Here is a 26,345-nt window from a genome sequence, read left to right as displayed (position 1 = left end):
AATAAAATACTGTATTTTAAAATTGAAACATAGGTTTTACTACTTTTTTGCTGATGGCATCTTCAAATGCTTCAACCGCCTGATCAACTGGATACAGAGAAACCAATTTTTCAGGATTTACAGCGCCTTTTGAAATAAGTTGAATAGCACTTTCGAAATCCTCCCAGCCAGAGGCATAACTGGTATGAATGGTAATTTCTTTCCTAATGGCAAGGGATAGGTTCGTTTCGATTAGTGGTTTTCCAAATAGTCCAATGAGATGAATCGAGCCGCCTTTTGAGGTGATTTCCAATGCCGTTTGTACAACAGACGCAGCACCCGAACACTCGACAACAGCATCTACACTGCTTTTTTGATAAACTTTCTGAAGTATTTCCTTTATTTCTTCTGTTTCAATATTAATGGTTGTGAATCCAAGTTCTCTGGCGATTGGCAGTCTAGATTGTTCATCAGCATTTGTTCCCGTAATAATTGCTTCTGCACCTATCGCTCGTACGACCTGTGCCGCAATTAATCCTATAGGACCTGGCCCCGTTACTAAAACAAGCTCTCCTTCGTTTATATCACCTCGTAATAGGAGTGACCGGCAAAGGATAGAGGTTGGTTCAACGAGACATGCCTGTTCAAAAGTAAGATGGTCTGGAATTTTATGAAGATGCTGAATCTTTACAGCTGCATACTCAGCAAAAAATCCATCGAAATGCATACCTCGTACCTTTCCTTGGTTGCATATATTGGTTTTCCCCTTCAAGCATGGTTCACATTGATTACACCAATCCATAATTTCAATTACCACTCGATCACCAGGACGATAACCATTAACATCTGAGCCAACTTCTACGATTTCTCCTGAACTTTCATGCCCCATAATGACAGGTGTTTCAATAAATTGGTGACTTGGAGAAAATTGGTAACAGTGTAAATCGGATCCGCAAATTGAAGCATTTCGAATTCTTACTAGCACCTCATCATCATTAATGGATGGTTTAGGTACCTCTATTACTTGTACACTTCCATACTGCTTACCTGTCTTCACGATTGCTTTCATTCCGAATGAAATCACCCCCCAAAAAAATGATAATAATGGATTAAATCTTCACTACGACTTTTCCCCATGTCTTTCTGCCAGCGAGTAAATCAAGTGCTTCCGGTACTTCTGTAAAAGCAAATTCTTTATAAATAAGAGGATCAATTGCTTTTTCCTCGTAAAGCTTAATCAGCTGCTCTTGAATCTTTTCTGTCTTTTCAGGATAAAGTCTTCGGAAGTAGCCATAGTGAACACCAACAACAGAATAGTCTTTTATCAGAATGTGATTGGTTGGAGCATCGGCAATCCTGCCACTCGTAAAGCCAATCACGAGAATACGTCCATTAAAGGCAATACATTTGCGCGAACGATCGAACACATCCCCGCCAACAGGATCATAAATAACATCCGCACCGCGACCGTCTGTTTCCCTTTTGACAACATCCACAAAATCTTCTGAATGGTAGTCAATCACGACATCTGCGCCTAGTTCCTTGCAAATTTTGACCTTCTCCGGTCCACCGGCAGTGGCAATCACTTTGGCTCCTGCAGCGCACCCTAATTGTATTGCCGAAGAACCTACCCCTCCTGCACCTGCGTGAACGAGCAATACTTCACCTGGCTTTAAATTCGCACGATAATGAAGTGCGTAGTATGAGGTGTGATAAGTGGTAAATAGTGATGTCGCTGCTGCAAAGGTCATTTTATCTGATATCGGGAAAACTAAATCATCAGGCACTACAACCCATTCAGCTAATCCACCGGAAGGAAGCTTTGGAACTGCCATTACTTTCTGACCTGCCTGATATCGGCTGCCTTCGCCAGCCTCATAAACTTCACCAGAGATTTCGGCTCCCGGTGTAAAAGGTAATGGATACTTTTCTTGGTAGCTGCCTTGGCATTGTAAGATATCAAAAAAGTTTAAGGCAGCTGCTTTTACCCTAATTTTTACATGACCTGGTTTGACGGCAGGTTCAGGCAACTCTGCTAGTCGTAATGCATCTTTTGGTTCACCCAATTTTTCTATTACCCAGCTGTGCATATTTACCTCCTTAAAAATCGATATCTATTTATCTCAATAATAGAAATAGAGTTTTAGCAAACTCCCTCTTGCTGTAATGCAGATAATTCCTGTTTACTAAATCCTAGTTCGTCCATATATATTTCCTCTGTATGCTGACCTACAAGCGGCGGTCCATATCGAATAGCACCTGGTGTTTCTGATAGCTTGATTGTCACCCCGCTTATAGGAATTTTTCCAGCGGTTGGATGCTCAATCTCTACGATTTGTCCACGCGCCCGAAGATGATCATCCTCCAAAATTTGGGGAATATTTCTAATAGGACCGCTTGGAATACCCGCTCGATCAAACATTGCGTCCAATTCATCTACCTTGTAATTTGAAATCCATTCTTGCACAATCCGATCAATTTCTGTACCATTCTCTAAACGTGATGCGGTGGTTTTAAAATGTGGAGCTTCAAGTAAATCAACTCTGTTCATTAACTTACAAAGGTTAGACCAAAGTGAGTCATTTGAGGCGGCTACTACAAATATCCATCCATCCTTCGCCTGATACGCATTACTTGGAGCGGAATAACGATCGCAGTTTCCTCTGCGTTCAGGGAGTTTCTCATTTAAAAAATATCCTGGTATTTGCGCCACCAGCATGGATACTGCACTTTCAAGTAACGAAACATCAACAACCTGACCTTTTCCCGTTAAGTTTCGATGATGCAGTGCAGATAGAGCACCAACTGCAGCATGTAAGCCAGACGTATAATCAACAATCGGGACCCCGGCCATGAGCGGAGGAGTCTCCTCTGTTCCAGTCATACTCATAATCCCGCCCATAGCCTGCCCAATTTGATCAAATCCTGGCCGATGACTTTTCGGTCCTGTCTGACCAAAGCCAGAGGATCGAACCATAATAAGCCGGGGATTTATTTCTTGTAATCTATCAGGTCCATAACCCATTTTTTCCATTGTTCCAGGTCGGAAGTTTTCTATAACAATGTCAGCCCATTTCATCAGCCGGTCCAATACTTCATGTGCTCTCGGGTGACGAAAGTTCAGTGTAATCGCCCGCTTATTTCTGTTTAATGCAGCGCTGTATAGACTGTCGTCCTTCACCAAAGGCGGAAAGCTCCTCCCGTCCTCACCGCCGACTTTTTCAACCTTAATTACTTCAGCTCCCATATCGGCGAGTAAAAGGCCGCAATATGGTCCCGCAATATATCTTGATAAATCCAATACTTTTACTCCATGAAGTGCTCCGTTCAAATTATCTCCTCCCTCCTTAGCTAACCAATTCCATTTCAATATCAATTTGTTTCCTAATTACTGTTCGAAAATGGTGAATATATTCGCTAAGTTCAGCTTCATTTTGATAAACCATGGTTATCAGCCCGCTAAAAAGCTCATTAAGTTTTTCCCATTTTGTTTTGATTTCTGTTTCTGAGTCAATTAATTGAAGTTGAAATTGTAACGTTTGCACTGTTTCTGTGAGCCCGCAGCCAATAACAGCCACATCTTCTGCCATTTTGGATAATTGATCGTTCAATTCTCCAAACAAAAGTTCATTAACAAGTTGAAATGGATGATAGTTTTGCACGGTGTTTAAATTCACATTTTTCAGTACCGATACCATCGCAATCGCTTGTTCTTTTGAATAATCATTGGATAAATGTGGAATAATATCCCGCTTAATAACTTCAGTCAGCCTGTTTAAGGTAAACTCTTTATCAAACATTTTCTCACCTCAATATCCTAATAATTCCGCTGTCATTTTTCTCATGAGTGTAAAACGAAAACCTTGTCTGGCCATTCTTAAATCTAAACTTCCCTCTTTAAAAAATGAATTTCCAGCAGATAGTGAGAGCAGTAAAAACTTTACCTGATGATATACTTCGAAATAATAGATATCTTCAGGAGAAAAATGAATCCCCGTGCATTGTTGGTAGTACTCTAGGAAAAAATCCCGATTAACTAAATAGCATAAAAGTGGTGAATCCATTCTGTTCGCCCTGGCGCAAACATAGGCTAGGTCCATTCTTGGATCGCCGAGCTCTGCATATTCCCAGTCTAATATTCCTGTAATTCGATCATTTTCAAATAACAGGTTCCCTGTTCGGTAGTCATTATGAATAATGGACAGCGGTAAAGGTTCAGGCTTGTTTCTCTTTAACCATTCCAGCCCATCGGCTACTACAGGGTCATAAAAAACCTTGTAGTTGGCATACAATTCTTCCAATTCCTTAATCTTAATGTCTAGATAATGTTTTTCATCCACTTGTGTAAACCATTCTCCTAGATTCATAGATTGATAGTCTAATGTATGTAAATCTGCCAGGTGTTCTACGAATTGGTAAGGGATTGGGTTATTTTCTGCTGCCGCCTGATGAAAAAATTTTCTGCCTTCCTTTGACCAAGGTACATAGCTTTTCCCCTCAAGCTTTTCCATAACAAAGAATTTGCTGCCTAGCAAACTTTCATCCTCTTCATAGGCATAAACCCTTGGTACAGGCAATGAGGACTTTGTACTTAAAGCTTCTAAAAGTTTATATTGGTGAAATAAATTTCGTATATCCGAAAATAAACCACCTTTCTTAAACTTACGAAGAACAAACCCTTTTGACTGCTCTTCCTGATTTTTTCCCCAGGTAACGTTAAAAAGATAGGCTTCGTCGGTCCAGCCCTCAGAAAGCTGGACAAAGTCAACAATTGCTGCTTCTTTTGATAAAATGATATTTTCACGAAAATACTTTTCTAGGGATTCAATAATTTCTTGTTTGTATATGGACATCAATTTTACACCCTTTATTAATTGATAGAATTTAATACCCTACGGACGATAGGTGTAATGCGTGAAACCTAGCTGCTGTGGTAAAAGCTCATAGGCATCCTTTATCCACTCACATAAAAGCGGCCTTGTATCCCTAGGGTCAATAATTTCTTCAATTCCAAACTTTTCAGCTGTTCTAAATGGTGATACTGTTTTTTCTAATTTCTTTAATAACGCTGCCCGCAATGCTTCAGGATCATCACTTGCCTCTAAATCTCTTTTGTAGGCAACTTCTAACCCACCTTCAATTGGAAGTGACCCCCAAACTCCTGACGGCCAGGCGTAACGCATATTGAGTCCGTGTGCATTTGACATCCCCGCACCGCCAACACCAAAATCTCGTCTAATTATAATTTCACAAATCGGAATTTTAGCCTGATAAACGGCCGCGATAGCGCTTACACCTTTTCTGAGAGTACCTTTTCTTTCTGCTTGTAGTCCTACTGCGAGACCAGGGTTATCCACTAGGTTTACAATTGGAAGATGGAAGGTATTACAAAGATCCACAAAACGCTCAAGCTTTTCAGAACTTTCCGCTGTCATCGCACCGCCGTCTTTATATACATCAGGAGCAATAACACCTACAGGATAGCCATTGAGCCTGGCAAAAGCAGTAATCATTGATCCGCCGAAGGTACTTCCCATTTCAAATAAAGTGTCTTTATCAAAAATCATCGGCAGAATCTTACGGATTTTATAAAGCTTACGTCGATTTTTGGGAATTGCAGAGATTAGGTTTTCATCTCGGCGATTTTTATCATCAGATGTATCAGAAACTGGTGGCAGCTCCCAAACATTCTTTGGTAAATATGATAGAAAATTTCTAATTTGTTGAAATGCCTCTTCTTCTGAATTTACAATATTATCAATAACTCCATTTGAGCCGTGTACTTGTATCCCGCCTAATTCTTCCTTTGTTAAGTCCTGACCCAATCCAAATTTTACAATTAGTGGGCCGGCTGCAAACATTTGCGAGATATCCTTAATCATGACTGAAAAATGAGAGGTAGAAACACGTGCTGCTCCAAGGCCGGCTACAGATCCCGTGCAAATTGCCGCAACAGGTACCTTTTGCAGATTGTCGATTACGTGATCCCAGCCCGGTAAAACCGTAACATACGTATCCCCATTTTCAATCAGTGTCTTGATACTGCCCCCGCCGCCAGTTCCATCTACAAGTCTGACAATCGGTAATTTTAATTCATTCGCCATTAGCTCAGCATAGATTTGTTTTCCGGTAACAGCGCCGTCCATCGCACCGCCTCTTACTGTAAAATCATCGGCACCAATCACGACTTTGCGGCCATCAATGCGGCCGGTTCCCATTACAAAATTAGCCGGTGTAAAATCAATAAGCTCACCATTTTCATCATATATACCAGTACCTGCCAGGGCACCTGTTTCATGAAAACTCCCAGGATCTAATAGCTTATCAATTTTCTCGCGAACAGGTAATTTCCCTTGACTCCGATGACGGGCGACTCTTTCTTCACCACCCATTTTTTTCGCCAATTCTTCTCTATACCTTAGTTCATTAATTTCACTTTCCCAAGACATTTACTAATACCTCCTATTCCACCGCTTATCGAGAAATAGATTCTATGACTGATATTTTTTTAAAAATCCGCAGGATTCCAATAAGATTCTTGTTGATAATATTTTAATATTCTTCTTGAAATGGACACTGTATGTACCTCATCAGGTCCATCATAAATACGGGCATAACGGGCACGGCGGTACATTTTCTCTAGCGGGGTATCTTCCGTAACACCGAGCGCACCATGAACTTGAATCGCTCTATCAATCACGTTGTGAAGGATGCCAGCTCCATAAACCTTAATCATGGCAATATCTACCCTTGCATCATGGCCCTCATCAATTTTCTTTGCTGCCTCAATTGTTAATAACCTTGCAGTTTGAATTTCTGTGGCTGAGTCCGCAATAAATTTTTGAATCATTTGTTTGTCTGATAATAAGGAGCCATGTGAGTATCGGTTTAATGCTCTTTCACACATTAAATCAAATGCTCTTTGGGCTTGGCCAAGCCACCTCATACAATGATAAATTCTTCCTGGTCCTAATCGTTTTTGTGCAATGACAAAGCCTTCCCCGCGGCTCCCTAATAGATTTTCTTTTGGCACCCTTACATTGTTATAACGAACTTCACAATGGTTACCTCCTTTTCCTCCCATAGTTGGAATAACTCGAACAATCTCATATCCCGGGGTGTTAGTAGGAACGATAATCATCGATGCCCTTTTATGACGTGCAGCATCAGGTTCTGTCACACAAAAAACAGTAGTAAAGGCAGCAATATTTGCATTCGTAGTAAACCATTTATGGCCATTGATGACCCACTCATCTCCATCGAGAACAGCCGTTGTCTCGATAAGAGTTGGATCGGACCCTGCAACTTCAGGTTCTGTTAACCCAACGGATGGTGATATCTCCCCACGTACCATTGGATACAGCCATTTTTCCTTTTGCTCTGGTGTACCGAACATGTTGAGCATAGTGGAATCTTGAGCCGTATGTGTACCAAGTGCATACATGGCCGCTTCCGACCTTCCAATGATTTCATTGATATACACATAATCCATAAACGGCAGGCCGCCCCCGCCTATCTCCTTTGGGAGTCCCAGTGCAAAAATTCCTTCTTGTTTGGCTTTTTCCTGAACACTCTTTAACGCAGCTTCTCCTTCTGGTCCCCATTCTTCTATTACATCTTCCAGCGGTATAACCTCTCTATCAATGAAGGCTCTTACTTTTCCCCTCAGTTCCTCTAGTTGGGCACTCAATTGACTAGTCATGATTATTTTCTCCTTATCTTATTTCGATATAGTTGAAATGTTAATTTTTCCATTCCATTTCCCAGCCCGTCGTTTTCTCTCCACCTGGTTCCCAATTGGCGGAAACCGTGATTTTTTTGTTTCCTTCTAATAAGGCCACAGAATTGTGAGCGATTTGATCTGGATCAAGCTCAAACAATCTTGACAAATATGCCATTGATGCTGCTTTCCCATATTGGTCTGGTATTCCTAATCGTTTAAATGGGCGGGAAACCTTATGATCCATTAATACCTCAGCAACTGCACTGCCAAGTCCTCCGATGATACTATGGTTATCTAGTGTTAATACGGCCCGGCAGCTAGCAGCAGCTTCCACAATACCCTCTTCATCAATCGGCTTAATACTTGGTACATGCAGGACACTCGCAGATACACCATTTCTCTCCAATATCATTGCTGCAGCTAAGGCATTTTCTGTCATTAAACCAGATGTCACAATACAAACATCTGTCCCTTTTCTTAACAAATAGCTTTGACCCCATTCCAATTTATATTGTTTTGGATCAAATAAAACTGGTAATAATCCTCTTCTTAATCTGATGTAGACCGGCCCTTGTGTTTCATAGGCTAATTGAGGTGCAATGGCACTTTCAGTAGCATCCGCCAGGTCAATAATCTTCATATTAGGTACAGCCCTCATAATCGCAATATCATCAATGGCCTGATGGGAAGCTCCTCCAACACTGGATATCCCTGGCATCAGTCCTGTAAGCTTTACATTCAATTGGGGATAAGCTATGGAATTCACAATTTGATCATAACCCCTTCTTGTCAAAAAACAGGCAAAGGTACTGGCGAAAGGAACTTGATTTTCTTGAGCTAACCCAGCTGCAGTCCCAATCATATTCTGTTCTGCCATTCCCATAGGGAAAAAGCGATTTGGGAAATGGTCACGGAAAATATCAACCTCTAAAATCGATGTCAAGTCTGCTGTTAAACAGACAACATCTTCATGCTTTTCCCCTAGTGATGCTAAGGAATTCCCATAAGACTTCATCTTTTTCTCTAATTCATTGGTTCCGTTGTACATGACTGCGTTCATGATTTCCTTCATGCTTTTTTACCCCCTGCAGGCGTAAGTTCACTCAAGGCTTTATCTGATAACTCTTTATTCCATTTCACATAATGAACGTCCGTCTTCCCGTGTAAAAAAGAAATTCCATTTCCCATTACAGTGTTCGCAATAATGATGGATGGTTTACCATTAGGTTGTTGAACCATTTCCAATGAGGTAAGCACCTCGTTCAGGTTATTTCCGTTAATCACCACTACATTCCAGCCGAAACTTTTCCATTTATCCGCAAGTGGTTCTATATTAGATACATCTTCAATTCGGCCATCTACTTGCATTCCATTTACATCGACAATTGTAATTAGGTTATCCAGCTTATGATTTCCCGCTACCATAGCGGCTTCCCAAACCTGCCCTTCCTGCATTTCACCATCACTCATGTATACATAGGTTTTCCAGGAGGCATTTTTTAACTTACCTGCTAAAGCTACACCTACACCACGCGAAAGTCCCTGACCTAATGCTCCGCCGCTAATTTCAATACCAGGAGTGGTTTCAGTCGCAATCATTTCAAAAATACTATCATCAAAACTGTATGTGTCTAACAAGTCTTTTGAATAACACCCTAGTTTCACCATCGCAGCATAAACACTAATCGCATAATGACCTACGGAAAGTAAGAATCGGTCCCGGTCTGGGTTCTCAAAATTTTGTGGATCAAGCCGCAGCGTTCGGAAAAATAATCCAGCCATCACCTCAGCCGAACATAACCCTTGGGCAATATACCCAGACCCTGCAGCCTCTGACATTTGAAATATATACCTTTTATAATCTAACAGCAGATCTTCCAGCGGCAGGTTCGCTGCCTTCCCACCCGGTATTAAAGTCACTTGTTTTGCCACAAAACTCCTCCTTAAATTACCTAAAAACTAATTATTTTTTATATTCAGATAATTTTACTCGTACGTAACGGCTTTTCATTATTATCTCGACATATAACCGCCATCTACTGGAATAATCGTACCACTTATATAGTTTGAAGCACTGGAAGCAAGGAATACTGCAATGCCTTTTAAATCTTCCGGAGAACCCCATCTGCCAGCTGGAATTCTTGCTGTTATTTGGTCAAAACGAACTGGGTCATCTTTTATATGATTGTTCAACTTTGTATCCATGTAACCTGGCGCAATGGCATTTACTTGAATCCCATGTTTTGCCCATTCATTAGACAAGGATTTTGTTAATTGAGCGACGCCGCCTTTACTGGCAGAATAGGAAACAACATGATATCCGCCAAAGAAGCTCAACATAGAAGCGATGTTGATGATTTTTCCGGCCTTTTGCTTAATCATCCTTTCCCCTGCAAGCTGTGACAATTCAAATACCGCACTTAAATTTACCTCTAAGACTTTATCCCATGACTCAATCGAATAATTCTCTGCCGGATGCTTATCGATAATCCCGGCAGCATTCACCAATATATCTAATCTTCCGCCTAAAAGCTCTACGGATTTTTGAAATGATTGTCTTCGATCTTCACGGTTAGATAAATCACCTTGGACTGCAAAAACCTTAGTGTCCTTAGTTCCAATTTCTTCTTTTGTTTCATGAATTTGTTTTGATATATCAAGTAACACCACTTCTGCACCTGCCTGATAAATACCCTGTGCGATTGCTTTTCCAAGGCCGCCGCCCGCACCAGTTACTATCGCTTTTTTACCTTTTAAATCAAACATTGGATGAAAACCCCTCTCGGACATCTTTCTGGCTATAGTTTTGCAAGATGGCTTTTCAATATTTTCCCGCCAGGATTACGTGGCAATTGATCAACAAACACAACCTCATTTGGAACCTTGAAATCTGCAATTCTAGCTGCAATAAATGATTTTATTTCATCACCAGTAAGCATTTGCACACCATCTTTTTTGACAATGAAGGCCTTTACTTTTTCTCCAAAGATAGGATCCGTAACACCAACTACCGCTGCTTCTAAAATGGAAGGATGGTTATATAAGATATTTTCGATTTCAACAGAGAATATTTTTTCACCGCCGCGATTTATCATATCCTTTTTTCGATCCATAATATAAACGTATCCATGCTTATCGACTTTAACTAAATCTCCTGATGCCCAATAGCCATCAATGAAAGAACTTTGGTTTGCCTTTGGGTTATCCCAATAACCTTTTATTACCATTGGTCCTTTTATTAAAAGCTCCCCAACCTCATCAAAGGAACATTCTTTCATTTGTTCATTCACCACTTTAATTTCGGCAACTGGTACAGGCCGACCGACAGAATTAATCTTTGAATCAGGAAAATGCCTCGGCATGATTGTTGTAGGTGATGATGTCTCGGTCGCACCATAAGCGTTGTGCAGCTCAGCATTCGGAAAATACTTGCGAAGCTGATAGATTGTATCATTCGGCATAGGTGCACCGCCATAGGCAATCTTTTGAACAAAGGGGTACTGAAATTGGTGAAATATTTTTCTTGATAGAATCATGACATAAATGGTCGGTACATTAAATAAAAAGCTAATCTTTTCATTTGCTAGAATATTAATATACTTATCTGTTTGATACCGAGACATTAATACAGATGTTCCGCCTATCCTTGTCACATGCAGCAGCTGTCCAATTAGTCCTGTTACATGAAATAATGGTACCGCAATTAAGGTCTTTGTTTCTGTATTAGTTTGGAATACTTTCTCGAAACTCAATGCGCTGTGAATGACCCCGATATGACTGCCAATTGCACCCTTTGGTACCCCAGTAGTTCCAGAAGTATACATAATAAATAGCGGGTCTTCTTCCTTAATTGAAGCTAATTCATCACAATCCGCAGGTTCCTCTAAGACTTCAAAGGAAAGGAAGCGTTTACTTAAAAGCCCTTGACTGCTCCCGTTTTTTAAAAATATTTGTTCCACCTTATTTAATTGATTTTCTGATATAAGTTTATCTATTTTTGGAAGTGATTCATTGTCTGTAATCAATGCCTTTGCACCAGAATGGTTAATCATAAAGGCAAGTTCACTTTCCTTCAGCTTCGTATTAAGCGGTACCAAAATCGCTCCTAATTTGGCTCCGGCAAAAACTGAAAGGACAAATTCTACGCAATTGTTTAAGAGAATGGCCACTCGATCACCTTTTTGAATTTGAAAGCGTTTTTGAAAATTTGCCGAAACATTTTCTACTTTTTTATGTAATTCACGATAGGTTAACCGAACTTCACCATCCACAATCGCTTCTTTGTGAGGATAAGAGGCTGCCGTCTTCTCTAACATTTCAAAGACCGAATGAGGACGTTCACGATATACTTTAACTTCATGGCCAAATACAGTTTTTGTTTCTATCATTCATTGGTCCTCCTCTGCTGTATTTTATTTAGAAGTCCAGCCTCCATCTACATGCAAGATTTGACCAGTTACATAGGCAGAAGCTTCACTTGCCAAAAATACGATTGGACCGGCTAAGTCTTCCAGATTCCCAACTCGTTTTAACATGGTATTTTCGATAATCTGATTATAGCGAGCTTCATTATTTAACCACTCCTCAGTCATCGGTGTTCTTATATAAGCTGGTGCAATTGCATTAACAGTTATTCCATAAGGGGCAAGTTCATCAGCCCAGACCTTAGTCAATTGATTGATTCCACCTTTACTTGCTGCGTAACTCGTTTGCATCGACATGCCGGTTGATCCAAATATAGATGAAATATTAATTATTCGACCTGATTGTTGTTTTATCATTTGTTTTGCTGCCGCCTGCCCTGTAAGGAATATCCCTTTTAAATTCGTAGATAATACAGTGTCCCAATCGTCTTCCTCAACCTCTACCAGCGGCTTACGGATGTTCATGCCCGCATTATTTACTAGAATATCCAGACTCCCATATTTATCAACAATTGTATGAATTAACTCTTCCACTTGATTTTTTTCTGTTACATCAACGGGATAGCCCGTTACATTAATCCCAAGTTCCGTCAAATTTTCTTCTGCTTTTCTAATATCAATTAAGTTGCGGCTGGCTATCACTATCTTAGCTCCAAATTTCCCAAGGGCCGCTGCCATTCCATAACCAATTCCTTTGCTTCCGCCTGTAACCAGTGCTACTTTACCATTCAACTTAAATGTTGGTATTTTCAAAAACCTTCCCCATTCCACTATAATTTTCTAATCTTTAGGTAAACAGTCGCAGGAGGGATGTAGTATTATTAAATAAATTTTAGTAGTTCACATAATATTAATATGCAAGAAGCATGCCAACCTTATATATGTATAACTATAGTATCTTTGAAGAGGATTGGTAAACGGAGAAATTGCAATTTTGCAACAAATTTAATGAAAATCTATTAATATTGTTGAAATACAAGAGATTGAGCATTGTTGCAAAATTACAATTATGTTGAAGAATTGCATTGCATAAATAACCCTTTACAAGTTTTCACAAAATTTAATAGAAAAATTCTATTTTTTTCATGTTTTATTTGTAAATTCATTTCCTTGTTTATATAAATCATTTCCATCAGAATCATTAATGACGATAACGGGAAAATCTACAATCTCCATTTTACGAATTGCCTCTGTACCTAAATCTTCATAAGCAACAACCTCTACACTTTTAATTGTTTTCGATAGAAGTGCTGCTGAACCACCAATGGCACCAAGATATACAGCCTTGTTCTTAATGATGGATTGAATGACAGCTTCGCTTCGGTAACCTTTTCCTATCATTCCTTTTAAACCCAAATCAAGAAGTCTTGGCGTATATTTATCCATTCTTCCACTAGTGGTTGGTCCTGCAGAACCGATGACTTTTCCCGGCATTGCAGGTGTAGGACCAACATAGTAAATAACCTGTCCTTCAACATTAATCGGCAAAGTCTTTCCGTGTTCGAGTGTATCAAACATTCGTTTATGAGCAGCATCTCTCGCAGTAAAAACCGTTCCGGTAAGCAGTAGCCGGTCACCTGCTTTTAATGTTTCAATTATCCCATCTTCAAATGGGAGCTTTATTTTTTTTATCGACATATTTTCAATCCCCTATAATACCGCTTCTTTATGACGACTTGCATGACAATTTAAGTTCACAGCCACCGGAAGAGCTGCAATATGGCAGGCCGCAATTTCAATTTTCACATCAAGGGCGGTGGTACTTCCTCCATAGCCTTGTGGTCCAATTCCCAATTGATTCATTTCTTCTAACAATTCCACTTCTAACGCTGAGATTTCCGGCGGCTTACTGCGTTTGCCTACTTCTCTAAATAATGCTTTCTTTGCTAGGTATGAACAATATTCAAAGTTGCCGCCTATTCCTACCCCTACCACCAATGGCGGGCATGCATTCGGTCCTGCATTTCGGACAGTTTCAATAATAAAGTCTTTTACGCCTTCTATTCCATCCGATGGTTTTAGCATTTTCATTCTGCTCATGTTTTCTGCACCACCGCCTTTAGCCGTCATCATAATCTTTAATTGATTACCAGGGACAAACTCGATGTGAATGATGGCAGGTGTGTTATCCCCTGTATTTTTTCGTTCTAACGGATGGCTGACGATTGAATTTCTTAAGTATCCTTCTAGATATCCCTTCTTAACTCCTTCATTGATTGCATCATTAAGTGTACCGCCTTCTATATGAATATCTTGGCCAACTTCAACTATAAAAACAGCGACACCTGTATCCTGACACATTGGAACTCGTTCACTTGCTGCAATTTCTGCATTCGCAATAAGTTGATTAAGGACATCCCTGCCAATTTCGGAACGTTCTATTTTTACTGCTTCTTTAAATGCATTAACTACATCTTGTCCTAATTCATAATTTGCGTTTATACATAATTCAGAGACTTTATCAACTATGATTTGATAGGAGATTTTCCTCATTAAATCACGCCCTCATATGTTGAATTTTATTCATTACAATTTCACAATTTTGAATCATTTTCTAAACCATTTTTTAAACGCATGCATATTTGCATCTAAGTTTAATTCGCTTAATGCTGTTGTTAAGGGGATTTCCTTTGGACAAACCTGGACACAATTTTGAGAGTTACCACAATTGGCAATCCCAGCGTCACTAATAACTACCTCCATACGTTCTTCTTTTAAATTCCTCCCTGTTGGGTGCATACCATTACAAAAATGATAAGAAGTAGAGACTACACCAAGGACATAAATGATGAATATCCATGGATTCAGTAAATCAGTTGAAACAGTTTGATAATTAATTTCCGTTCCAAAAAAAATAGATTTTAACCGAAAAGACCATACATGGTAGACTATAAATATCAAGGTTAGAATACCTGTAACCCGTTGAAAAAAGAACATCAAGTTTCGTTTGTATGGATAAACAAAACTCTTGTTCTTCGAAATGAGCGATAAATAGATTCCATATATGGCATGAAATAGTAACGGTATGGCAATAAATGCAATTTCAATCAATGGTAGAAAAGGTATCTTTTGTAATAGGTTAATCTGTTTGTTATATGCCGCTTCCCCAAGAATAGCTGTTGCATTGGAGAAGAAATGTTCCAATAAAAAAAAACCTAATGGTATAATGCCAGAAAGTGAATGTAACCGTGACAACAAAAAATGCTTAGTTGATGGTTTCTGTAATGCTGGTCCTGCCACTCCCATTAATTTCCCACCTTTTAATAAGTAAAAACTCCTCTATAAACCCAGAAGTTTCGCTTTTTCACACACTTTTATTGCTTTATTTACTACGGGATAATCAACCATTTTCCCATTAATTTGAAGTGATGCAATTCCTTTTTCAGCTGCTTTTTTAAATGCAGAAACAATTTCCTTTGCTTCTTTAATTTCCTCTTGAGTTGGTATAAAAATGGAATTTACGATTGGAATTTGGTTCGGATGAATAACTAACTTACCCTGAAAGCCCAGCTGCTTCACAAATTCTGATTCTTTTCTAAAACCTTCAGAATCTAGTATATTTAAAAATACAGTATCAACAGGGGCTTCAATTCCTGCAGCCCTGGAAGCAACAACTAGCTGTGACCTTGCGTATAATAGCTCCATTCCGGAATTAGTGAGTTCGGCGTTAATATCTAAGCAGTAATCAATTGCTCCAAATGCCATTTGATGAATTCGCTTTGAACTTACGGCAATATTATAGGCATGGTGTATTCCCAGTGCTGTCTCTATTAATGGAACAAGTTTGATTGAACCTTTTGGGAGATGATTTCTTTCTTCTAAGTCATCAACCTCTTTTTCAACTCTTCTTATGTCACTTGGATCATTTGCTTTCGGAATGACTATCCCTTTTAGCCCCTTTACAAAAACAAATGATAAATCTTCCAAAAAATCAGGAGTTGTGACATCATTTATTCTCACGTAATTTTGCAGGTGCTGATTGTTTTCTATTGATTTTGATACAAGTACTCTAGCAGCCATCTTTTCTTGTAATGGCACAGAATCCTCAAGATCAAATATAAATATATCCGCATCAAGTTCGCTAACTTTGTCAATTCTTCGCTGCTGGTTACCCGGAACAAACATCCAGGTTCGAAACAATGACATGTAACGCCCTCCTCATTATGCGTTCTCTAGTAATTTTTTCAAAAGACTATCACCGGTTCTCTCTATATGCATTGCTAGTAAAATAGATGCTTTTTCACTATCCTTCTTCGTAATGGCATTTAATATTTCTTTATGCTCCTCATTGGATTTCTCCATTTGCTGCGGAAGCAGGTGTGGTGTATGCTGCGGAAAACCATTCCACAATGTGTCAATAAAAGAAAGAAGCCGCTTCCATGGACATCGTTTGATTATTAATCGGTGGAATTCAATATTCGCAGCAACAAAATCATCAACATTATCTGCTTCTTCCATCTCTTTGAATTTATGCTGCAATTCTTTAATATCCAATTCAGTCAGTCTGGAAACACTGAGGGAAGCAGCCATCTTTTCAAGTTCAGAACGAAGAGCATAAATTTCTTTTATATCTTCGATACTTACTGAGTTTACGACGGCACCACGATGCGGTTCAATTGAAACTAAGCCTTCTGCCTCTAGTTGTTTGAGAGCTTCTCTAATCGGCATCCTGCTGACACCTAATTGTTCTGCAATAGAAGCTTGGACCAGTCTTTCATTTGGCTTATATTCACCATTCAAGATTTGATTTCTGAGAATATTCACCACCTTGGTGGCTAACATATCCCGATTACTTAATCGTAAAAAGGTGTTTTCATTCATAAGAGCACCTCATAACTTTATTGATTGGCTGTTTAAAAAACTGCCATTATGTTGATTTTCAATCCAATCAACATAATGGCAAAATCATTTTATAGTTTTTTATAGATTAATAACGACCATTTTTAGGTTTGTCATTTGTTCGATAGCATATTTAGGACCCTCTCTGCCGATACCGCTGTCTTTTATTCCGCCATATGGCATTAAATCGGCTCTGAAGGTGGAAGCATCATTAATAACCACTCCGCCAGTATCAAGTTTTTTAACTGCATGCATTGCTGTATTAATGTTAGTAGTAAAAATTGCAGATTGTAGACCATAGTCCGAATTATTGGATTGTTCAATTGCGTCATCAAGGTCTTCATACGGTATTACAGTTACAACTGGACCAAATACCTCTTGGCAAGCAACTTTCATTTCATTGGTAACATGATCTAAGATTGTTGGGACAACAATTTCTCCTTTTTGCTCTCCTCCATATACAACCTTAGCTCCCTGCTCCACCGCTTCATCAATCCACTCTTTTACACGGTTTGCTTCTTTTAAACTAATCAGCGGTCCAACATCAGTTGTATCATCTAATGGGTCGCCTACCTTTAGCTGTGATGTATATTTAGTTAATTTTTCAATAAATTCTTCCTTAACAGATTGGTGTACATAGATTCTTTGAACACTTACACACGTTTGGCCAGCATTAATGAACCCGCGCAGTGTGCACATTTTTGCTGCTAAATCCAGGTCAGCATCATGATGTACAATATTAGGAGAATTGTTTCCTAATTCAAGTGATACACTTCTTAAACCACTTTTTTCCTTTATACGTTTCCCAACACCAGAGCTGCCGGTAAATGTGTATTTCCCAATCCGATGGTCTTCTAATAACCATTCGCCAACTGTTGATCCTGAACCGCATACTAGGTTTACATATCCTGCAGGAAGACCTGCATCAGATAATGCTTGAATCAATAAATACGCTGATAGTGGCGTATCCGATGCAGGTTTCCATACTACGGTATTTCCAGCTGCAATGGCAGGACCAACTTTATGGCATGATAAACTTAATGGAAGATTAAATGGAGTAATCGCACAAATAACTCCAATTGGACAGCGAATATAATAGCCCATTTTATTTTCATTTCCAGGACCGGATTCAATCGGTACGATTTCTCCTGCAATTCTTTTAGCCTCTTCAGAAGATAGAATCATAACCTGAATGGAACGATCCACTTCCACTCTTGCCTCTTTAATCGTCTTACCAACTTCTAAACTGATGGTTCTTGCAAATTCTTCTCTTCTGTCTTTCATAATCTGTGCCGTTTTATTTAAAATTTCATACCGTTGATAAGGTGTTAATTTGTCCTGTTTATACGCTTCAAATGCCGTACTAATAGCCTGGTCCACATGTAATCTTTCCGCAATCGAAACAGTAGATACAACTTCTCCAGAATATTTATTGTAAACTGGAAATTCCTTTTCTGTGAATATTTCCTGAGCTCCAATGATTAGGCCGCGTTTTCCCATATAATAAAACCTCCTTATTAGTAAATATACCTTCAATGAATGTTACTTCATTTTAATTGTGTCGAATTGAATGGTGTTACTGTTCACCAACTCCTCAATCTTTTCTGGTGGATAGCCCAGCTTTTTCAGAATATTACTTGTGTGTTCTCCAAGCGCAGGCGGTGCTTGTTTAACCTCAGCAGGCGAGGAACTTAATTCAAATGGAAGTCGTGGGAGCTTAAAGTTTTGTATTCTTGAATGAGGAAGCTCCTGCCACATATTATTTAATTGTGTTTGTTCATCTTGAACCACTTCAGAAACTGTCTTTACTTTTGAACTTGGTATACCTGCTCGTACGAACAGTTCAATCCACTCATTCGCAGGTTTAGTATTAAGGATTTTTTCCATTTCACTTTTCAATTCTTCTTTATTCTCAACCCGTTTTGGATTACTGATATAGCGCGGATCATTCACCCAATCCTCTTTTTTAAGGACTTTACATAGCTTTGCAAATAGCGAATTGTTCGAAATCCCTATCATAATATGAGTATCACTAGCGAGAAACGCACCGTATGGGGAAAATGCCGTATGCCCTGAACCATTTTTCACTGGTTCTTTTCCCGTTGCCAGCCATGAAAGCATGTGGTAACCAACCCAAAAGACACCTGTTTCATAAAGAGAAGTTGTGACTAATTGTCCTTCACCTGTTTTTTCCTTATGAAATAATGCTGAAATGATTCCAATCGCACCCCACATTGCGCTCCCTTGATCTAGTACAGATACCGGTACGCGTGCAAGCTCTGAACCTTCTGTTCCGTTTATACCTATAATGCCTGCATCAGCTTGAGCAATCGCATCATATCCTGGTCTATCACGAAGAGGACCTTCTTGTCCGTAGGCTGAAAGTGAACAATAAATTAAAGCAGAATTGATTTTTTTTAATTGTTCATATCCTAATCCCATTTTCTCCGCTTTTTGATAACGAAAATTTTCTACAAATACATCTGCTGTTTTTACCATATCATAAACTATCTGTCTTCCACTTTCTTGCTTTAAATCGATGACAATTGATTGTTTATTTCGGTTAATTTGAAGAAAATAAACGCCTTCCCCTTCCCAAAATGGGCCCATTCCTCTTGAGTCATCACCGATATCTGGTCTTTCAATCTTTATTATATCTGCACCTAAATCTGCTAAAATCATGGTTAAAGTAGGTCCAGAAATATTTGTTGTAACATCGATAACGGTTACCCCGCTCAATGGTCCTGGCATCCTTGCACCTCCTACTTCATATTAAAGACTTATTGTTTCAATTAATAAGACCGTGGTAATCCAAGAACATGTTGACCAACAAAACTAACAACTAGATTGTTAGAAATCGGAGCAACAATAAATAGGCGGGCCTCTCTAAATTTCCGTTCAATATTATATTCCTTTGCAAAACCATATCCACCATAGGTATCCATAGCAGCGTTTGCCGCACGCCATGTTGCTTCTGACGCCAAATATTTAGCCATATTAGCTTCGGCACCACAATTAATGCCTGCATCAAACATTTCTGCTGCATTATCTCTCATTAATTTTGCTGCCTGTATGTCCATATATGCTTTTGAAATTGGGAATTGAACCCCTTGGTTTTGACCAATTTGACGATTAAAAACTACTCGTTCATTTGCATATTGAACAGATCTATCCACGAAATATAAACCATCACCAACTGATTCAGAAGCAATGAGAATTCGTTCTGCATTCATGCCGCTTAACACATAACGGAATCCTTTTCCTTCTTCCCCAATCAGGTTTTCGACAGGGATTTCTGCATTATCAAAAAATACTTCTGTAGTTGCATGATTGATCATCGCATCAATCGGACGAATATCAATTCTATCGGCCTGATCTTTCATGTCAAGCAGGAATAAACTCAATCCATCCGTTTTCTTTTTCACTTGATCTCTAGGAGTTGTTCTAGCTAATAAAAGCATTAAATCAGAATGCTCTGCGCGGGAAGTCCAAATTTTCTGTCCATTGACAACATATTTGTCCCCTTTTTTCTCTGCGAATGTCTCAATACTTGTTGTGTCACTTCCTGCAGTTGGCTCGGTAATACCAAAAGCTTGTAACCGAAGTTCTCCGCTTGCAATTTTCGGTAAGAAGCGCTGTTTCTGTTCTTCATTACCATGTCGAAGCACGGCACCCATTGTATACATTTGCGCATGACATGCCCCTGAATTACCACCAGATCGGTTGATTTCTTCTAGAATGATTCCTGCTTCTTTCATACCAAGCCCTGCACCGCCATACTCCTCAGGAATTAGCACCGATAACCACCCTTCTTCCGTTAATGCCTGGACGAATGCTGTAGGATATGCATCTCTTTCATCTAATTCTCTCCAATAGTCTTCAGGAAAGCGTTCACATAAAGAACGGACACTTTTACGAATCATTTCCTGCTCTGAGCTTTCAACTTCATAAGTATTTACCATAACTTCTCTCTCCTCCAATAATAATTTTTACGATAGTTCTTTATCTATTTCCCTTTCCATTGCGGATTGCGCTTTTCGTTAAATGCGTATATTCCTTCCAGTCTGTCTTCAGAGTTGACACACTTGTAGTAGGCTTCTAATTCTAAGATCAGCCCGGTGGTTAAATCTGTCTCTGTCCCTTTATTAATTGCCTTTTTTAATGCAATTAAAGAAAGCGGAGCATTTTTAGCGATAGTTTCTGCAAGTTTAATCGTCTCATCTAAAATAGATTCATTTGAATAAACATGATTGACAAGACCCCATTGAAGACCCTCATTTGAGGTAATTCGTTTACCAGAATATAGCATTTCCTTTGCTATCCCAATTGGTAATATACGTGATAATAATTGAGTTCCGCCTATACCTGGAATTATTCCCAGCTTTGCCTCCGGCAGTCCAAAAGTGGCACTTTCGGACGCAGTACGAATATCACAGCTAAGCGCAATTTCCAGTCCTCCCCCTAGAGCATATCCATTCAGCGCACAAATTACAGGATATGGAAACTCACGCAGACTCTCTGTTACTTTTTCAAAAGCATCATGCTGTTTTTTCCAGTCTTTTTGTGACATGCCATTTCTTTCTTTTAAATCTGCGCCTACACAAAAGCTTTTTGTACCGGAGCCCGTTAGAATCAGGATTCGGACTTGCTCGTCATATTTTAACTCCTCGAGCACATCAATTAATTCAATTGCCATTCTTGTGTTCATGGCGTTCATTGAATCTGGCCGGTTTAAAGTCAGGATAAAAATCCCCTCATGTTGAACTCCTTTTTCTAATTTAATTGTTTCGAAAGTTTTCACTATCATTTTTCATCCTCATTTCTCAAATCAATGTTGATTTTGGAATTGGATACAACTTAGAGCTTTTACCTGCTTTTGCAACTTGGCCTGGCAGCTCGTGCCCAAGAAGTTCCGCTAGTTTATGCGAAGCCTGAATCAGCCTATCTAGATTAATAGATGTATTAACCCCCATTTCCTCCAGCATATGTACTACATCTTCTGTACAAACATTGCCTGTTGCTCCTGGGGCGAAGGGACAGCCGCCAATACCGCCTAAAGAAGCATCAATGGTGGTAATTCCTGACTCGAGGCTTGCTAAAATATTGGCTAAGCCCATTCCTCTTGTATTATGGAAGTGGCAGCCAAGATTGAAATTTTTCCATTCTGTAATGACTTCCTTGGTTAATTGATAAACTTGTTTCGGATTTGCCATACCTGTTGTATCTGCGAGGGTAATTTTGTTTAAATTGTAGGATAGTAGATTTTCTAGGATATTCATAATCCGTTCTTGAGGTATATTACCTTCAAATGGACATCCAAAAGAGGTAGCGATTGTGACGTTTAACTTGATATTGTGGTCAGAAGCGAATTGAGATAAGTATTCGAGACTTTCTATTGACTCTTTAGTTGTTTTTCGAACATTTTGCTGGTTATGAGTATCACTAGCGGAGAAAACATAATTAACAGACGTAACACCAACTTCTTTTGCCATTTCCAATCCTTTTAAATTTGGAACAAGGGCTGTAAGATTTTCCTGATTCTTATAGTTTTGTATTTGTCTATAAAATTCAGCTGTATTGGCCATCTGCGGGACCAGTTTAGGGTGAACAAAGGATCCAAATTCCATATCATCTACGTTCGCCTTTTGCAGAATAAGAAACAATTCCATTTTTTCATCCACTGTTAAGATTTTCGACTCCAACTGCAGGCCATCCCTTAAACCTACTTCATAAATTTTTATATTGCTATCTTTATTCATAGCATTTATATCCTCCAGTATCTTTCGGAAATTTACTACCTGTCAATAGGATACTGTATCCAATTTCTAATTTCAACACTTTTCTGAATATTATAAAATATATTTTTCGTCTTTTATTTTCCTTTATTGACAAAAAAGACTAGGGATAAATTTGTAGACCCCTAGTTTTTAGTATCTATTTTTAATTTTCATAGTACCTTTCTATTAAGTTGCCTCATAATACCATGTTCCATCGTGAAGACTTTTTTCACATTGATTATTTAAATACAGATACTCTAAGTGGGCAAGTGTTTCACCAATTGCGAAACGAGTTTCATGGATTGATAATACTTTAAATAGGAGCTTGCTTACTTCATAAATAGTAGATGGTTGTTTTATTAATCCAAACACTTGCTCTAAACGTTTTTGATGGTGTTCCAATAATTCCGTAATTCTCTTATTTGCGTTATAAAAGGGCATTCCATGTGAGGGAATAACATAATTAACATCTAACGATTTGATAGTTTCTAAACTATTAATGAAAGATTCTAATGGGTTCCGGCTGCCTCTAAACCAATAAGAAATATTCGGTGAAATTCCAGGTAAAATATGATCAGTTGAAAAAAGGATGCTCTTCTCCTTGTTGTATAGGGTTATTAATCCATCAGAATGTCCAGGAGTAAATATTACCTCATAACTATATTTTCCAAATGAAATCTCCATTCCCTCACTTAGATGGTGCTCCACCGTAGGATACGGTTTCACTTGTGTAATAAAACTTTCTTCATCCATAGTTAATATTTGGGATAATTCATCCGGGAGCCCGTATGTCTGATAATTCTTATGTACCGACTCAAGTGATTCGGGTTCCCAGAAGGAAAGACCGCTCTCTTCCTCTATTTTAGTCATCCAAACTTCCGCATTTGTTAATTGTTGTAATTCCCCTGCATACCCGAAATGATCAGGATGATAATGGGTTATTATAATATCCCTTACTTCATGTTTTTCAAGTATTGGCTTCCAAATAGCCCTCGTCACTTCGGAATTTAAGCCTGCATCCATGATTATCCATCCTCTGTCACTCTCAGCCAAGAAACAATTTACATGATTTAACCGAAAGGGTAATGGGATTGTTACATGTTTAACACCTAATTCACTTAGCAATTAATAGTCTCCTTCCAACAGAAAATGTTTAAAATATTTATAGTCTTTCAATAATTGTTCCGTTCGCCATTCCGCCGCCTTCACAAATAGTTTGAAGACCATAGCGGCCACCAGTCCTTTCTAGTTCATGCATCATTGAAATCATAACACGAGCCCCTGTTGCGCCTAACGGATGACCTAAAGCTATAGCCCCACCATTTGGGTTTAGTTTCTTTGGATTAGCCTTCATTTCTTTTAACCAAACCATTGGGACTGGTGCAAATGCTTCATTTACTTCATAAGTATCGATTTCCTCAATTGTAAGCCCGGATTTTGCTAGTACCTGCTTTGTGGCTTCAATTGGACCAGTCAGTAATAACGTTGGATCTGACCCTACTACCGAGCGAGCAACGATACGGAATCTTGGATTAAGCCCTAAATCTACAGCTTTTTCTCTAGACATCAATAGTATTGCAGCAGCCCCATCACTCATTTGACTCGAATTACCTGCATGAATTTTTCCACCTTCTAAAAAAACAGGTTTAAGTGAACCTAACTTTTCCAATGATGTTCCTCTCCGGGGACCCTCATCCTGTTTTACGATTACAGTAGTTCCATCTTGCATAGAAACTTCGATTGGCATGATTTCTTGTTCAAAGCTTCCTTTATCTATAGCGTTTAAGGCACGTTTATGACTTTCTAATGAAAATTCATCTAATTGTCTACGAGAAATCCCCCAAAGTTCCGCTATCCGCTCAGCTGCCACTCCTTGATGTATTATTTCGTGACGGGAAGTGAGTTCTTGACTCCAATCTGACTTTTGTCGCGTTGCCCCTAATGGCACATAAGACATACTTTCCACTCCACCTGCTATGACAATATCCATATCTCCGCACATTATTGCTTGAGTTGCAAAATGAACTGCCTGTTGGCTAGAGCCACATTGTCGGTCTATGGTTATTCCAGGGACATGAATAGGGAAATCAGACATCAAAAGTGCAGTACGTGCAATATTAAAGCCTTGTTCTTCTGTCTGCGATACACAGCCAAGTATTACATCTTGGACAAGTCCCGGGTTAATTCCAGCACGTTTTACCAATTCTTTTAGTACTTTTGCTGCTAAATCATCTGGACGAACCGTACTTAAAATGCCTTTACGCTTTCCAATAGGTGTCCGAACACCCTCAACTATAACTACTTCACGCATCTGAAATCCTCCTACTAAACAAATAATTTATTAATTAGACCAATTTATCTAGGTCCCATGCGGATAGCCCCATCCAAGCGAATGGTTTCACCATTAAGCATGGCATTTTCGATGATAGACTGAGCTAATTGAGCATATTCAGAAGGACGGCCAAGTCTTGATGGAAATGGAACCTGCGATTCCAGGGCGGCTTTAGCCTGTTCAGACAATGAACCAAAAAGTGGTGTTTCAATTAATCCAGGTGCGATGGTCATGACTCTAATTCCTGATTTTGCTAAGTCACGTGCAATTGGCAATGTCATACCTACAACACCGCCTTTTGAGGCACTGTAAGCAGCCTGACCAATTTGACCGTCAAATGCTGCAACAGAAGCGGTATTGATGATTACTCCTCTTTCTCCTTCTTGATTTGGTGAATTATTCACCATTTGGGCAGCAGCAAGGCGAATCACGTTAAACGTGCCAATTAAATTAATTTCAATTACCTTTTTAAAATTATCAAAACTATGTGCTTGATTTCTGCCCACTGTTTTTTCAGCAATGGCAATACCCGCACAATTCACCACCGTATTAATGCTGCCAAATTGAGCGATAGCAGAATTGATGGCATTTTGAACATCTTCTTCGCTCGTTACATTCGTTTTGTAGAAAACAGCATTCTCCCCTAATTCTTCTGCTAACCTCACGCCTCTTTCTTCAGAGAGGTCCAAAATAGCTGCTTTTCCGCCGTTCTTCACAATATTACGGACTGTTGCTTCTCCAAGTCCCGAAGCACCTCCCGTTACCAAAGCAATAGAATCTTGTATTCTCATATACCTATCCCCTTTCTCATTCTAATAACCTAGTTCCTTCAAAATCTCCTTTGTATGTTCCCCAAGACCCGGTGCATGCATTCTTGTGCGAACAGTTGAATTTGAAAGTTTAATAGGATTTCCTATTTGTTTGATTACTCCCACTTCTGGATGTGTGATATCTTCAATCATTTGACGATGTATAATTTGTGGATGATCTGTGAGTTCTTCTGGAGTTAGTACTGGGGAGATACAGGCTTCGTACCAACGGGCATAGTCACCGCTTTTAGGGTCTTCCACCTTGATTACATCTGCTCCGTAATCTGCAAGTAATAAAGAGCAATAGGGTCCAGGAAGAAGCCTTGTGAGGTCTAGTACTCGTATACCTTCTAGAGGCAACAAACTATCATCTCCTTAAATATAAAAGTACTTTAAGTGGCACCGCTTACATCTTTATTTTAAATAATAACAATTTTCTTAAAATTTTACAATTGATTTATT

25 protein-coding genes and 2 pseudogenes are annotated in these 26,345 nt (G+C 39.1%); all 27 read right to left on the bottom strand.

Annotation, left to right across the window (positions count from 1 at the left end):
• Nucleotides 1-16: 16 nt before the first annotated feature.
• Nucleotides 17-1,048, bottom strand: coding sequence for a zinc-dependent alcohol dehydrogenase (locus tag M3189_RS07730; RefSeq protein WP_251633247.1), 1,032 nt, complete (start codon nucleotides 1,046-1,048; stop codon nucleotides 17-19).
• Nucleotides 1,049-1,088: 40 nt separating this feature from the next.
• A complete protein-coding gene (locus tag M3189_RS07725) occupies nucleotides 1,089-2,069 on the bottom strand; it encodes an NADPH:quinone oxidoreductase family protein (protein ID WP_251633246.1) in 981 nt (326 codons plus the stop codon).
• Between the two features lie 53 nt (nucleotides 2,070-2,122).
• Nucleotides 2,123-3,310 (bottom strand): CaiB/BaiF CoA transferase family protein, encoded by a 1,188-nt coding sequence (locus M3189_RS07720; protein WP_251633245.1) that lies wholly within the window; start codon nucleotides 3,308-3,310, stop codon nucleotides 2,123-2,125.
• 16 nt (nucleotides 3,311-3,326) lie between these two features.
• Nucleotides 3,327-3,779 carry a hypothetical protein gene (locus M3189_RS07715; RefSeq protein WP_251633244.1) on the bottom strand — a complete coding sequence of 151 codons (453 nt, stop codon included), beginning with the start codon at nucleotides 3,777-3,779 and terminating at the stop codon, nucleotides 3,327-3,329.
• A gap of 9 nt (nucleotides 3,780-3,788) precedes the next feature.
• Nucleotides 3,789-4,832, bottom strand: coding sequence for a phosphotransferase family protein (locus M3189_RS07710; protein WP_251633243.1), 1,044 nt, complete (start codon nucleotides 4,830-4,832; stop codon nucleotides 3,789-3,791).
• 39 nt (nucleotides 4,833-4,871) lie between these two features.
• Nucleotides 4,872-6,428 carry an acyl-CoA carboxylase subunit beta gene (locus M3189_RS07705; protein ID WP_251633242.1) on the bottom strand — a complete coding sequence of 519 codons (1,557 nt, stop codon included), beginning with the start codon at nucleotides 6,426-6,428 and terminating at the stop codon, nucleotides 4,872-4,874.
• A 59-nt stretch (nucleotides 6,429-6,487) separates the two neighbouring features.
• Nucleotides 6,488-7,681 (bottom strand): acyl-CoA dehydrogenase family protein, encoded by a 1,194-nt coding sequence (locus tag M3189_RS07700; protein ID WP_251633241.1) that lies wholly within the window; start codon nucleotides 7,679-7,681, stop codon nucleotides 6,488-6,490.
• 40 nt (nucleotides 7,682-7,721) lie between these two features.
• Entirely contained in the window at nucleotides 7,722-8,774 is a 1,053-nt protein-coding gene (locus M3189_RS07695; RefSeq protein WP_251633240.1) for a transketolase family protein, read from the bottom strand.
• Nucleotides 8,771-9,634: a transketolase gene (locus M3189_RS07690; protein WP_251633239.1), complete on the bottom strand. Its 864-nt coding sequence runs from the start codon at nucleotides 9,632-9,634 to the stop codon at nucleotides 8,771-8,773. The genes M3189_RS07695 and M3189_RS07690 overlap by 4 nt, the downstream gene beginning before the upstream one ends.
• Nucleotides 9,635-9,715: 81 nt before the next feature.
• Entirely contained in the window at nucleotides 9,716-10,468 is a 753-nt protein-coding gene (locus M3189_RS07685; RefSeq protein WP_251633238.1) for an SDR family oxidoreductase, read from the bottom strand.
• 32 nt (nucleotides 10,469-10,500) lie between these two features.
• A complete protein-coding gene (locus M3189_RS07680) occupies nucleotides 10,501-12,090 on the bottom strand; it encodes a class I adenylate-forming enzyme family protein (RefSeq protein ID WP_251633236.1) in 1,590 nt (529 codons plus the stop codon).
• Between the two features lie 24 nt (nucleotides 12,091-12,114).
• Nucleotides 12,115-12,879 carry an SDR family NAD(P)-dependent oxidoreductase gene (locus M3189_RS07675; protein WP_251633235.1) on the bottom strand — a complete coding sequence of 255 codons (765 nt, stop codon included), beginning with the start codon at nucleotides 12,877-12,879 and terminating at the stop codon, nucleotides 12,115-12,117.
• Nucleotides 12,880-13,209: 330 nt separating this feature from the next.
• Nucleotides 13,210-13,764 (bottom strand): Fe-S-containing hydro-lyase, encoded by a 555-nt coding sequence (locus tag M3189_RS07670; RefSeq protein WP_251633234.1) that lies wholly within the window; start codon nucleotides 13,762-13,764, stop codon nucleotides 13,210-13,212.
• A 12-nt stretch (nucleotides 13,765-13,776) separates the two neighbouring features.
• Nucleotides 13,777-14,619: a fumarate hydratase gene (locus tag M3189_RS07665; RefSeq protein WP_251633232.1), complete on the bottom strand. Its 843-nt coding sequence runs from the start codon at nucleotides 14,617-14,619 to the stop codon at nucleotides 13,777-13,779.
• Between the two features lie 54 nt (nucleotides 14,620-14,673).
• Nucleotides 14,674-15,372 carry a hypothetical protein gene (locus tag M3189_RS07660; protein ID WP_251633231.1) on the bottom strand — a complete coding sequence of 233 codons (699 nt, stop codon included), beginning with the start codon at nucleotides 15,370-15,372 and terminating at the stop codon, nucleotides 14,674-14,676.
• A 33-nt stretch (nucleotides 15,373-15,405) separates the two neighbouring features.
• Complete coding sequence (locus M3189_RS07655) at nucleotides 15,406-16,272, bottom strand: HpcH/HpaI aldolase/citrate lyase family protein (protein WP_251633230.1); 867 nt, start codon at nucleotides 16,270-16,272, stop codon at nucleotides 15,406-15,408.
• 15 nt (nucleotides 16,273-16,287) lie between these two features.
• Nucleotides 16,288-16,947: a GntR family transcriptional regulator gene (locus M3189_RS07650; protein ID WP_251633229.1), complete on the bottom strand. Its 660-nt coding sequence runs from the start codon at nucleotides 16,945-16,947 to the stop codon at nucleotides 16,288-16,290.
• A 99-nt stretch (nucleotides 16,948-17,046) separates the two neighbouring features.
• On the bottom strand, nucleotides 17,047-18,465 hold the full coding sequence (locus M3189_RS07645) for an aldehyde dehydrogenase family protein (protein WP_251633228.1): 1,419 nt from the start codon (nucleotides 18,463-18,465) through the stop codon (nucleotides 17,047-17,049).
• Nucleotides 18,466-18,507: 42 nt separating this feature from the next.
• Nucleotides 18,508-19,716 (bottom strand): CaiB/BaiF CoA transferase family protein, encoded by a 1,209-nt coding sequence (locus M3189_RS07640; RefSeq protein WP_251633227.1) that lies wholly within the window; start codon nucleotides 19,714-19,716, stop codon nucleotides 18,508-18,510.
• A 41-nt stretch (nucleotides 19,717-19,757) separates the two neighbouring features.
• Entirely contained in the window at nucleotides 19,758-20,927 is a 1,170-nt protein-coding gene (locus tag M3189_RS07635; protein WP_251633226.1) for an acyl-CoA dehydrogenase family protein, read from the bottom strand.
• A 44-nt stretch (nucleotides 20,928-20,971) separates the two neighbouring features.
• A complete protein-coding gene (locus M3189_RS07630) occupies nucleotides 20,972-21,772 on the bottom strand; it encodes an enoyl-CoA hydratase/isomerase family protein (protein WP_251633224.1) in 801 nt (266 codons plus the stop codon).
• Nucleotides 21,773-21,788: 16 nt separating this feature from the next.
• Nucleotides 21,789-22,724: a hydroxymethylglutaryl-CoA lyase gene (locus M3189_RS07625; protein WP_251633223.1), complete on the bottom strand. Its 936-nt coding sequence runs from the start codon at nucleotides 22,722-22,724 to the stop codon at nucleotides 21,789-21,791.
• 204 nt (nucleotides 22,725-22,928) lie between these two features.
• Complete coding sequence (locus M3189_RS07620) at nucleotides 22,929-23,867, bottom strand: MBL fold metallo-hydrolase (protein ID WP_251633222.1); 939 nt, start codon at nucleotides 23,865-23,867, stop codon at nucleotides 22,929-22,931.
• 37 nt (nucleotides 23,868-23,904) lie between these two features.
• Nucleotides 23,905-25,053 (bottom strand): thiolase family protein, encoded by a 1,149-nt coding sequence (locus M3189_RS07615; protein ID WP_251633221.1) that lies wholly within the window; start codon nucleotides 25,051-25,053, stop codon nucleotides 23,905-23,907.
• Nucleotides 25,054-25,097: 44 nt separating this feature from the next.
• A complete protein-coding gene (locus tag M3189_RS07610; RefSeq protein ID WP_251633220.1) occupies nucleotides 25,098-25,865 on the bottom strand; it encodes a 3-hydroxyacyl-CoA dehydrogenase in 768 nt (255 codons plus the stop codon).
• A gap of 21 nt (nucleotides 25,866-25,886) precedes the next feature.
• A pseudogene (locus tag M3189_RS27315) lies at nucleotides 25,887-26,093 on the bottom strand (CoA transferase); the annotation flags it as partial.
• Between the two features lie 9 nt (nucleotides 26,094-26,102).
• A pseudogene (locus M3189_RS27310) lies at nucleotides 26,103-26,243 on the bottom strand (CoA transferase); the annotation flags it as partial.
• Nucleotides 26,244-26,345 lie beyond the last annotated feature (102 nt).

It is taken from the genome of Neobacillus niacini (assembly GCF_023715415.1).
Lineage (GTDB): Bacteria > Bacillota > Bacilli > Bacillales > Cytobacillaceae > Neobacillus > Neobacillus niacini_C.
Note: the sequence above shows the minus strand (reverse complement) of the source record. Positions and strands in the feature narration are given on the sequence as shown.